The organism is Streptomyces sp. OfavH-34-F, from assembly GCF_022347745.1.
Lineage (GTDB): Bacteria > Actinomycetota > Actinomycetes > Streptomycetales > Streptomycetaceae > Streptomyces.
This window is the reverse complement of sequence record NZ_JAKRGC010000211.1, coordinates 1-11,178: the sequence shown is the minus strand read 5'-3', so window position 1 is coordinate 11,178 and position 11,178 is coordinate 1. Positions and strand designations below refer to the sequence as shown.

Annotated in this window: 10 protein-coding genes and 1 pseudogene; 9 read left to right on the top strand and 2 right to left on the bottom strand. The window is 70.2% G+C overall.

What is annotated here, in order from left to right; all coding sequences use genetic code 11:
• A pseudogene (locus tag MHW47_RS24885) lies at positions 1-808 on the top strand (hypothetical protein); the annotation flags it as partial.
• Positions 809-811: 3 nt separating this feature from the next.
• Here the strand turns inward: MHW47_RS24885 and MHW47_RS24880 are convergent.
• Positions 812-1,330, bottom strand: coding sequence for a GNAT family N-acetyltransferase (locus tag MHW47_RS24880; protein ID WP_239226003.1), 519 nt, complete (start codon positions 1,328-1,330; stop codon positions 812-814).
• Between the two features lie 97 nt (positions 1,331-1,427).
• Between MHW47_RS24880 and MHW47_RS24875 the strand changes: the two genes are divergently transcribed.
• Positions 1,428-2,711: a geranylgeranyl reductase family protein gene (locus MHW47_RS24875; RefSeq protein ID WP_111337181.1), complete on the top strand. Its 1,284-nt coding sequence runs from the start codon at positions 1,428-1,430 to the stop codon at positions 2,709-2,711.
• Between the two features lie 147 nt (positions 2,712-2,858).
• Here MHW47_RS24875 and MHW47_RS24870 read toward each other — a convergent pair whose 3' ends face one another.
• Entirely contained in the window at positions 2,859-3,707 is an 849-nt protein-coding gene (locus MHW47_RS24870; protein WP_239226002.1) for a C40 family peptidase, read from the bottom strand.
• A gap of 783 nt (positions 3,708-4,490) precedes the next feature.
• Between MHW47_RS24870 and MHW47_RS24865 the strand changes: the two genes are divergently transcribed.
• From MHW47_RS24865 to MHW47_RS24835, 7 genes are all read left to right on the top strand, one after another.
• Positions 4,491-4,850: an NADH-quinone oxidoreductase subunit A gene (locus tag MHW47_RS24865; protein WP_003992243.1), complete on the top strand. Its 360-nt coding sequence runs from the start codon at positions 4,491-4,493 to the stop codon at positions 4,848-4,850.
• Between the two features lie 18 nt (positions 4,851-4,868).
• Positions 4,869-5,423: an NADH-quinone oxidoreductase subunit B family protein gene (locus MHW47_RS24860; RefSeq protein WP_111337185.1), complete on the top strand. Its 555-nt coding sequence runs from the start codon at positions 4,869-4,871 to the stop codon at positions 5,421-5,423.
• Complete coding sequence (locus MHW47_RS24855) at positions 5,420-6,130, top strand: NADH-quinone oxidoreductase subunit C (RefSeq protein ID WP_239226001.1); 711 nt, start codon at positions 5,420-5,422, stop codon at positions 6,128-6,130. The genes MHW47_RS24860 and MHW47_RS24855 overlap by 4 nt, the downstream gene beginning before the upstream one ends.
• On the top strand, positions 6,130-7,464 hold the full coding sequence (locus MHW47_RS24850; RefSeq protein ID WP_239226000.1) for an NADH-quinone oxidoreductase subunit D: 1,335 nt from the start codon (positions 6,130-6,132) through the stop codon (positions 7,462-7,464). Before MHW47_RS24855 ends, MHW47_RS24850 begins: the two co-directional genes overlap by 1 nt.
• Positions 7,465-7,493: 29 nt before the next feature.
• Entirely contained in the window at positions 7,494-8,309 is an 816-nt protein-coding gene (gene nuoE / locus MHW47_RS24845) for an NADH-quinone oxidoreductase subunit NuoE (RefSeq protein WP_239226004.1), read from the top strand.
• On the top strand, positions 8,309-9,673 hold the full coding sequence (nuoF, locus tag MHW47_RS24840; protein WP_239225999.1) for an NADH-quinone oxidoreductase subunit NuoF: 1,365 nt from the start codon (positions 8,309-8,311) through the stop codon (positions 9,671-9,673). Before nuoE ends, nuoF begins: the two co-directional genes overlap by 1 nt.
• A partial coding sequence (locus tag MHW47_RS24835; RefSeq protein ID WP_239225998.1) for an NADH-quinone oxidoreductase subunit G occupies positions 9,670-11,178 on the top strand: 1,509 nt, incomplete at its 3' end. The genes nuoF and MHW47_RS24835, both read left to right, overlap by 4 nt.

Sequence of the window (11,178 nt, the reverse complement as noted above, 5' to 3'; positions counted from 1 at the left end):
CGAGGCCCAGGCGCCCGGGTCCGACCCCGGCGAGGCGCCCACCGCCACCCTCGCCGGGCCGTACACCCCCGCCGCGACCCCCGAGCAGCCCCCCGCGCCCCGGCGCCGCCGGCCCGCTCTCGTCTGGGCGGTCACCCTCGTCGCCGCGCTCGTCCTCGGCGGCGGGGCCACCGCGGGCACCCTCGCACTGATCGACCGGCAGGACGACGCGCCCGCCGCCTCGGAGAACACCGCCGAGGGCGCCCCCGAGGACGCCGCCCCCGCCGGGGACCGGTCCGAGGAGCCCGCCGACGCGGAGACCGGCATGGACACGGACACCGGCACCGACCCCGGGGCCGAACCGTCCGCGCCCGAGATCCCCGACGGCTACCGGCTCGTCGCCGACACCGCCGGCTTCGCCCTCGCCGTCCCGGAGGCGTGGGAGCGGCTGGGCGAGGAGAACCACCAGGTCACCTACGCCAACGAAGCCGGCAACCAGCTCCTGCTGAAGGTGGGCGTCACCGCGAACGCCCCGTACACCTCGTACGAGAACTTCCAGGCCATGGAGAAGACCGCCGACGCCAACCAGCGCAACTACCAGCGCGTCCAGCTGTCGGCCAACACCTTCCAGGGCCGGCCCGGCGCGCGGTGGGAGTACACCTACGAGAACAAGGACGGCGTGGCGATCCGGGCCATCGACCAGAGCTACATCGCCGAGGACGGCACCGAGTACGCCATCTACGTCACCCAGCGGGCCACGGACTGGGCCGGTGCCCGCGAGGTCTTCGACACCGCCCTGTCCACGTGGATGCTCAACGACGTCGACTGACCGTCACAGCTCCAGCCGGAAGCACCGCACCTCCTGGCCCGGCAGCGGCGTCGTGAACGTCTCCGCCGGCTCCATGCCCAGCCGGCGGCAGACCGCCGCCGACCGGTCGTTGAGCACGTCCACCGCCGCCACCACCCGCTCCACACCCGCCGCGCGCAGCCGGTCCAGGGTGAGGAGCGCGGCGGCGGTGGCGTACCCCCGGCCCCAGGCCGACCGGGCCAGCCGCCAGCCGATCTCGGTCTCGCCCACCGGTCCGTAGCCGGTCGGGCCCCACGGCTGCGCCCCGGTGAAGCCGATGACCGCGCCGTCCGCGTCGAACACGGTCCACAGGCAGTAGCCGAGTTCGGCGTCATGTCTGCGCTGGCGGGCGGTCCACTCCTCGTACATCGACAGTTCGTCCGACCGGCCGCCGAAGAACCGCATGACCTCCGGGTCGTCGAACAGGCGGTGCCAGGCCACCGCGTCCTCGTCGGTCGGGACACGCAGCTGTACGACGGGGGGTGCGGCAGGCGCGATTGACATGAGGCAGCCCTTCGGAGGGTTGATCAGCAGGCCCCCATAGACTGCCTTGGACCTGTGCCGCGCGGCACGCGAATTCGAGTCTTCGGGAGAACCGACCGTGACCGAACCCCTGTCCGAACACAGCGCGGACGTCATCGTCGTCGGGGCGGGCCCCGCCGGCTCCACGACCGCCTACTACCTGGCCAAGGCCGGACTCGACGTCCTGCTCCTGGAGAAGACGGCGTTCCCGCGCGAGAAGGTCTGCGGCGACGGCCTCACGCCGCGCGCCACCAAGCAGCTCGTCGCCATGGGCATCGACATCTCCGAGGAGGCCGGCTGGCTGCGCAACAAGGGCCTGCGCATCATCGGCGGCGGCGTCCGGCTCCAGCTGGACTGGCCGGATCTCGCCTCCTACCCGGACTACGGACTCGTCCGCAAGCGCGACGACTTCGACGAGCAGCTGGCCCGGCAGGCGCAGAAGGCCGGTGCCCGGCTGTACGAGCGGTGCAACGTCGGCGCCCCGATCACCGACGAGCGCACCGGCCGGATCACCGGGGTGCACGCGAAGCTCGGCGAAGAGAAGACCCCGGTCACCTTCCACGCCCCGCTCGTGGTCGCCGCCGACGGCAACTCCACCCGGCTCTCCCTCGCGATGGGCCTGCACCGCCGCGAGGACCGCCCGATGGGCGTCGCCGTGCGGACGTACTTCACCTCCCCCCGGCACGACGACGACTACCTGGAGTCCTGGCTGGAGCTGTGGGACCGGCGCGGGCCCCAGGAGAAGCTGCTGCCCGGCTACGGCTGGATCTTCGGCATGGGCGACGGCACCTCCAACGTCGGCCTGGGCATCCTGAACTCCTCCTCGGCGTTCAAGGAGCTGGACTGGCGCGAGGTCCTCAAGGCGTGGTGCGCCTCGATGCCGGAGGACTGGGGGTACACCCCGGAGAACATGACGATGCCGATCCGGGGCGCCGCCCTGCCGATGGCCTTCAACCGCCAGCCGCACTACACCAAGGGCCTGCTGCTGGTCGGTGACGCGGGTGGCATGGTCAACCCGTTCAACGGCGAGGGCATCGCGTACGCCATGGAGTCGGGCCAGATCGCGGCCGACGTCATCGTGCAGGCGCACGCGCGGGCGACCCCCGCCCAGCGGGAACTCGCGCTGAACAACTACCCGAGGGTGCTCAAGGAGACCTACGGCGGCTACTACACGATGGGCCGCGCCTTCGTGAAGCTGATCGGCAACCCCAAGGTCATGAAGGTCGCGACGCAGCGCGGGCTGACGCACCCGCTGCTGATGAAGTTCACGCTCAAGATGCTCGCCAACCTGACCGACCCGGCCGGCGGCGACGCGATGGACCGCATCATCAACGGCCTGGCGAAGGTCTCGCCGCGCTCGTGACACCCGCTCACAAGCGGACGCCGTTCACAAACGAGAGGAGCCGTCACTCCCGAGCGGGGGAGTGACGGCTCCTTCGTGCGCCTGACGTGCGGAGCACGCTTGTGAATCCGTGAACGCGGGGGTGCCGCGTCCGCGCCGGCCGGGGTCCTACAGGACGCGGACGGCGCCGGTCGGCGGGTCGTACGACAGCGGGCGCTGCACCACACCGGTGGAGGAGTTCTGCGCGCCGACGAACTGGCCGCCGCCCACGTAGATCCCGACGTGGTACGCGCTGCCCGCGCTGCCCCAGTACAGGATGTCGCCGGGCTGGAGGTTGCCGAGGCCGACCTGGGTGCCGAAGGTCGACTGGGCCTGCGAGACGCGCGGCAGGTCCACGCCCACCGCGCGGAACGCGGCCTGGACCAGGCCGGAGCAGTCCCAGGAGTTGGGGCCGGTGCCGCCGGACACGTACGCGTCGCCCACCTGCGCCTGCGCGAACGCCACGACGGAGGCCGCGGAGCCGGTGGCGCGGGAGGGGGACGTCGACGTCGTCGAGGTCGTGGTGGTGGCGGCGGTGGAGCCGGTCGACGAGGAGCCGCCGGTCGTGCGGAGGGTGGTGCGGGCCGCGTCGCGGGAGGCGCGCTCGGCGGCCTCCGCCTTGGCCTTGGCGGCGGCCTCGGCCTTCTTCTTGGCCTCGGCCTTGCGGACGGCCTCGGCCTTGGCCTTCTTGGCGTCCTTGGCGGCGCTCGTGGCCGCGGCCTCCTCCTGGGCCTGGGTCGCCAGGTCCAGGGCCACCTGCTGCGTCGCCTCGGCGGAGGCGGCGGCGGTGGTGGAGAGTCCCGCCGTGATGGTGGGCATCTCGATCGTCTGGGTCACCGGTTCGGCCTGGGCCGGACCCGCGGCACCCGCGACCGCGATGGTGCTGAGGACGCCACCGGCAACTCCGGCACGCAGCGCCGTCGTCGAGGCGTTCCGGCGGGGCTTCCGGTGGCTGGGTATGAGAGCGGTGTGGGACATGGGTACTAGCGCTATCAGGGCGTGTGGGGTCCGTTCAAGAAACGTGTGTTGCGACACAGTTACGTCCGGAATCTGTGAATCCGCTTCCTGGCGGCCTTTATTGACGCCGTAACGGGCAAATCGGGCAGGGGTGATCACGCCTGTGATCACGGGTTTTCTGCAATACGCCCGAATTGCCCTGCGCTTACCACTCGTTCACACAGTTGGCCAAGCCCGCTTGTATAACGGTCCGTGAGGAGTGACGCAGGTCACAGAGTGATCTCGCCGGGCCGGGCACACGCGCGCCCGGCGCGGCCGGCGGCCGAACTCGCGGGCCGCGCCGGACGATTCACCCCAATAAAGGGCTTATGTCGATGCGCGTCCACTTCGTTCCCCCGGAACCCCCGCGCGAGTGACCCCGGGGCCGTCCGGTCCCGCCCCGGAGAGCGGCCGGACCCTTTATCACCCTGTCGCGTCCATCGCCAATTTTGCGCGGGGCACCCCGGCTTGATAGTGCGACACCCCTTTGACCAGCGACAACGGCAAGAGATGTCACCTCTCGTGATCACTCGGCCGCTTCGTGTACGAAGATCACCGCTCATCCGACTTCATGATCGTTCGTCAGGTGGTGGAGATCACAAAGACGTTGGTGTACCCCGTGTCGCAGATCACAGGACGGCGGGCATAGGATGCGGGGCAGTCGGGCTTGTGAACTGCCTCACATATGCACGATCTTGGTGAGGCGGGGACCCTGTTCGCCCGATGCGGTCCAACGGTCAAGGACGACTGGAAGGAGCGAGGAGCGTGAATGCCTACGCGCCCATCCTCGTGCTCGGCGCCCTCGGGGCAGGGTTTGCGATCTTCTCCGTGGTCATGGCCACGCTTATCGGCCCCAAGCGGTACAACCGGGCAAAGCTCGAAGCGTACGAGTGCGGCATCGAACCGACGCCGACGCCGGCCGGAGGCGGCCGCTTTCCCATCAAGTACTACCTGACGGCGATGCTCTTCATCGTCTTCGACATCGAGATCGTCTTCCTCTATCCCTGGGCCGTCACCTTCGACGCCCTGGGGATCTTCGGGCTCGTGGAGATGCTGCTCTTCGTGCTCACCGTCTTCGTCGCCTACGCGTATGTGTGGCGGCGCGGCGGCCTGGAATGGGACTGAGGGGCTGAGGGGCACACCATGGGACTCGAAGAGAAGCTGCCGAGCGGCTTCGTTCTGACCACCGTCGAGCAGGCGGCCGGCTGGGTGCGGAAGTCCTCCGTCTTCCCGGCGACGTTCGGCCTCGCCTGTTGCGCCATCGAGATGATGACCACCGGGGCGGGCCGCTACGACCTGGCCCGCTTCGGCATGGAGGTCTTCCGCGGCTCGCCGCGGCAGGCGGACCTGATGATCGTGGCCGGGCGGGTGAGCCAGAAGATGGCGCCCGTCCTGCGGCAGGTCTACGACCAGATGCCGAACCCCAAGTGGGTCATCTCGATGGGCGTTTGCGCCTCGTCGGGCGGAATGTTCAACAATTACGCGATTGTTCAGGGCGTTGACCACATCGTCCCGGTTGATATCTATTTGCCGGGCTGCCCACCGCGGCCCGAGATGCTGATGGACGCGATCCTCAAACTCCACCAGAAGATCCAGGGCTCCAAGCTCGGGGTCAACGCCGAGGAAGCCGCCCGCGAGGCGGAGGAAGCGGCGCTCAAGGCCCTGCCTCTCATCGAGATGAAGGGGCTGCTGCGATGAGCGACGAGCACAACGGCTCCGCCCTCCCCGCCCCGCGCGACGAGCAGGGCGAGGTCATCGGCGTACGCAAGGGCATGTTCGGCGCCAACAACGGCGGCGACACCTCCGGCTACGGCGGCCTCATCCGCACCGTCGCCCTGCCCGGCGCCTCCCCCCGCCCCTACGGCGGCTGGTTCGACGAGGTCGCCGACGAGCTGGAGGGCGCCCTGGAGGAGCAGGACCTCCTCCCGGAGAACGCCATCGAGAAGACCGTGGTCGACCGGGGCGAGCTGACCTTCCACATCGCCCGCGAACACCTGGTCACCGTCGCCAGGACCCTGCGCGACGACCCGGCCCTCCGCTTCGAACTGTGCACCGGCGTCAGCGGCGTGCACTTCCCCGGCGACAAGGGCCGCGAGCTGCACGCCGTCTACCACCTGCGCTCGCTCACCCACGGCCGGCTCATCCGGCTGGAGGTCACCACGCCGGACGACGACCGGCACCTGCCGTCCCTGGTCCAGGTCTACCCGACCAACGACTGGCACGAGCGCGAGGCGTACGACTTCTTCGGGCTCGTCTTCGACGGGCACCCGGCCCTGACGCGGATCATGATGCCGGACGACTGGCAGGGCTTCCCGCAGCGCAAGGACTACCCGCTCGGCGGCATCGCCGTCGAGTACAAGGGCGCCCAGATCCCGGCTCCGGACCAGCGGAGGTCGTACTCCTGATGACCACTCCCCACGCGACACCTCACGCGACACCTCGCGCCACCACAGAGGGGACCGTATATACGGTCACCGGCGGCGACTGGGACGAGATCGTCGAGAACGCCGCCGCGTCCGACGACGAGCGCATCATCGTCAACATGGGCCCGCAGCACCCGTCCACGCACGGCGTGCTCCGGCTCATCCTGGAGATCGACGGCGAGACCGTCACCGAGGCCCGCTGCGGCATCGGCTACCTCCACACCGGCATCGAGAAGAACCTCGAGTTCCGCAACTGGACGCAGGGCACCACCTTCGTCACGCGCATGGACTACCTGACGCCGTTCTTCAACGAGACGGCGTACTGCCTGGGCGTCGAGAAGCTCCTCGGCATCGAGGACCAGATCCCCGACCGGGCGAGCGTCCTGCGCGTGCTCCTGATGGAGCTCAACCGGATCTCCTCGCACCTGGTGTGCATCGCCACCGGCGGCATGGAGCTGGGCGCCACCACCATCATGATCTACGGCTTCCGCGACCGGGAGCTGGTGCTCGACCTCTTCGAGCTGATCACCGGGCTCCGCATGAACCACGCGTTCATCCGCCCCGGCGGACTCGCCCAGGACCTGCCGCCCGGCGCGGTGGACCAGATCCGCGAGTTCGTGAAGACCATGAAGAAGAACCTGCCGGAGTACGACGCGCTCGCCACCGGCAACCCCATCTTCAAGGCCCGCATGCAGGACGTCGGCTACCTCGACCTCACCGGCTGCATGGCCCTCGGCGCCACCGGACCCATCCTGCGCTCCGCCGGTCTCCCGCACGACCTGCGCAAGACGGACCCGTACTGCGGCTACGAGAACTACGAGTTCGAGGTGCCCACCGCCGACACCTGCGACTCCTACGGGCGCTTCCTCATCCGCCTGGAGGAGATGCGCCAGTCGCTGCGCATCATCGAGCAGTGCATCGACCGGCTCGAACCCGGACCGGTCATGGTCGCCGACAAGAAGATCGCCTGGCCCGCGCAGCTCGCGCTCGGCCCGGACGGCATGGGCAACTCGCTGGACCACATCAAGAAGATCATGGGCACCTCCATGGAGGCCCTGATCCACCACTTCAAGCTGGTGACCGAGGGCTTCCGGGTTCCCGTCGGACAGGCGTACACCGCCGTCGAGTCGCCCAAGGGCGAACTCGGCGTGCACGTCGTCTCGGACGGCGGCACCCGCCCCTACCGGGTCCACTTCCGCGACCCGTCCTTCACCAACCTCCAGGCCATGGCAGCGATGTGCGAGGGCGGCCAGGTCGCCGACGTCATCGTCGCCGTCGCATCCATCGACCCCGTGATGGGAGGCGTCGACCGGTGACCGAAGCACGCCAGGAAGTCAGTCTGGGGATGCCGCAGCTCCCCGCCCCCGCCTACCCGGCCGAGGTGCGCGCCAGGCTCGAAGCGGATGCGAAGGAGGTGATCGCCCGCTACCCCGGCAGCCGTTCCGCCCTGCTGCCGCTGCTGCACCTCGTGCAGTCCGAGGAGGGCTACGTCTCCCGTACGGGCATGGCGTTCTGCGCCGACATGCTCGGCCTCACCACCGCCGAGGTCACCGCGGTCGCCACCTTCTACACGATGTACCGCCGCAAGCCCAGCGGCGACTACCAGGTCGGCGTCTGCACCAACACGCTCTGCGCGGTCATGGGCGGCGACGCGATCTTCGACCGGCTCAAGGAACACCTCGGCGTCGGCAACGACGAGACCACCCCGGACGGCAAGGTCACGCTCGAACACATCGAGTGCAACGCCGCCTGCGACTTCGCGCCCGTCGTGATGGTCAACTGGGAGTTCTTCGACAACCAGACCCCGGAGAGCGCGACTCAGCTCGTCGACGACCTGATCGCCGGCCGCACCGTCGAGCCCACCCGCGGCGCTCCCCTGTGCACCTACAAGGAGACCGCCCGCATCCTGGCCGGCTTCCCCGACGAGCGCCCCGGCGCCGTCGAGGCATCCGGCGGCGCGGGCCACGCCTCGCTCATCGGCCTCAAGCTCGCCAAGGGCGAGGCCGCGCCCAAGGCCCGCGTGGTCGGCCCGCGCGGCGAGGCCCCCGGCGACCAGCCGCAGAAGGGCGCCGAGCACCTCAGCTCCCACGACGCACCGCAGCAGACCTCGGCGTCCGACCCGGACTTCCCGGCCGGACCCGCCGCCGAGGAGGGGGAGTGATGACGGTGGCCACCGAACTCAACCAGAACGGGACCAGCCCCGAGAAGCTGCTCGCGCCCGTCCTGTCCGCCTTCTGGGACGAGCCGAACTCCTGGACCCTGGACACCTACCGCCGCCACGAGGGGTACGAGGGACTGCGCAAGGCCCTCGCCATGTCCCCGGACGACCTCATCGCGTACGTCAAGGACGCGGGTCTGCGCGGCCGCGGCGGCGCCGGCTTCCCCACCGGGATGAAGTGGCAGTTCATCCCGCAGGGCGACGGCAAGCCGCACTACCTCGTCGTCAACGCCGACGAGTCGGAGCCGGGCACCTGCAAGGACATCCCGCTCCTCTTCGCCAACCCGCACAGCCTCATCGAGGGCATCGTGATCGCCAGCTACGCGATCCGCTGCTCGCACGCCTTCATCTACCTGCGCGGCGAGGTCGTCCCCGTCCTGCGCAGGCTGCACGAGGCCGTGCGCGAGGCGTACGAGGCCGGCTACCTCGGGAAGAACGTCCTCGGTTCCGGACTCGACCTCGAACTCACCGTGCACGCGGGCGCCGGCGCGTACATCTGCGGTGAGGAGACCGCACTGCTGGACTCGCTCGAAGGACGGCGCGGCCAGCCCCGGCTGCGGCCCCCCTTCCCCGCGATCGCCGGTCTGTACGCCTGCCCCACCGTGGTGAACAACGTCGAGTCCATCGCCTCGGTTCCCGCGATCCTGAACAGGGGCAAGGACTGGTTCAAGTCGATGGGCAGCGAGAAGTCCCCGGGCTTCACGCTGTACTCGCTCAGCGGCCACGTCGCCGGACCCGGCCAGTACGAGGCCCCGCTCGGCATCACACTGCGCCAGCTCCTCGACATGAGCGGCGGCATGCGCCCCGGCCACCGCCTCAAGTTCTGGACCCCGGGCGGCTCCTCCACCCCGATGTTCACCGAGGAGCACCTCGACGTCCCCCTCGACTACGAGGGCGTCGGCGCCGCCGGCTCCATGCTCGGCACCAAGGCGCTCCAGTGCTTCGACGAGACGACCTGCGTGGTGCGGGCCGTCACCCGCTGGACCGAGTTCTACGCCCACGAGTCCTGCGGCAAGTGCACACCCTGCCGCGAGGGCACCTACTGGCTCGTCCAGCTCCTCCGCGACATCGAGGCCGGGAAGGGACAGCTCTCCGACCTCGACAAGCTCAACGACATCGCCGACAACATCAACGGCAAGTCGTTCTGCGCCCTCGGCGACGGCGCCGCCTCGCCGATCTTCTCCTCGCTCAAGTACTTCCGCGACGAGTACGAGCAGCACATCACCGGCAAGGGCTGCCCCTTCGATCCCGCCAAGTCGACCCTCTGGGCCGACGACAAGAACGCTCACCAGGGGGTGAACGCATGACAGTCACCACGAGTGCGCCCTCCGGGGGCGGCGAAGCGGCGATCCCGCCCGAGGACCTGGTCACGCTGACCATCGACGGCATCGAGATCAGCGTGCCCAAGGGCACCCTGGTCATCCGCGCCGCCGAACTCCTCGGCATCGAGATCCCGCGGTTCTGCGACCACCCCCTCCTCGACCCGGCCGGCGCCTGCCGGCAGTGCATCGTCGAGGTCGAGGGCCAGCGCAAGCCGATGGCGTCCTGCACCATCACCTGCACCGACGGCATGGTCGTCCGGTCGCAGCTCACCTCGCCGGTCGCCGAGAAGGCGCAGCGCGGTGTGATGGAGCTGCTGCTCATCAACCACCCGCTGGACTGCCCGGTCTGCGACAAGGGCGGCGAGTGCCCGCTGCAGAACCAGGCGATGTCGCACGGCGACGCGACCTCCCGCTTCGACGGGAAGAAGCGGACGTACGAGAAGCCCGTGCCGATCTCCACCCAGGTCCTGCTGGACCGCGAGCGGTGCGTGCTGTGCGCGCGCTGCACCCGGTTCTCCAACCAGGTGGCCGGCGACCCGATGATCGAGCTGATCGAGCGCGGCGCGCTCCAGCAGGTCGGCATCGGCGAGGGCGACCCGTTCGAGTCGTACTTCTCCGGCAACACCATCCAGATCTGCCCGGTCGGGGCCCTGACCTCCGCGGCGTACCGCTTCCGCTCGCGCCCCTTCGACCTGGTCTCGACGCCGTCCGTGTGCGAGCACTGCTCCGGCGGCTGCGCCACCCGCACCGACCACCGGCGCGGCAAGGTCATGCGCCGCCTCGCGGCCAACGACCCCGAGGTCAACGAGGAGTGGCTCTGCGACAAGGGCCGCTTCGGCTTCCGCTACGCCCAGCAGCGCGACCGGCTCACCACCCCGCTGGTGCGCGGCGCGTCCGGCGAGCTGGAGCCGGCGAGCTGGCCCGAGGCGCTGGCGGCGGCCGCCGCCGGACTCTCCGCCGCACGCGGCAGGACCGGCGTCCTCACCGGCGGCCGGCTCACCGTCGAGGACGCGTACGCGTACAGCAAGTTCGCGCGGATCGCCCTGGACACCAACGACGTCGACTTCCGGGCCCGCGTGCACAGCGGCGAGGAGGCCGACTTCCTGGCCGCCCGCGTCGCCGGGCGCGGCAGGGACCTGGACGGGTCGGGGGTCACGTACGGCTCGCTGGAGCAGGCACCCGCCGTGCTCCTGGTCGGGTTCGAGTCGGAGGAGGAGGCGCCCGGCGTCTTCCTGCGGCTGCGCAAGGCCCACCGCAAGCAGGGCCAGCGGACCTACTCCATCGCCTCGCACGCCACCCGCGGTCTGGAGAAGGCAGGCGGCGTCCTGCTTCCCGCCGCGCCCGGCACCGAAACCGAGTGGCTGGACGCCATCGCGGGCGGCGTCGGCCTGGACGGCGAGGGCGCCGCGGCGGCCGAGGCGCTGCGCGGCGAGAACGCGCTGATCGTGGTCGGCGAGCGGCTGGCCGGGGTGCCCGGCGGGCTCACCGCC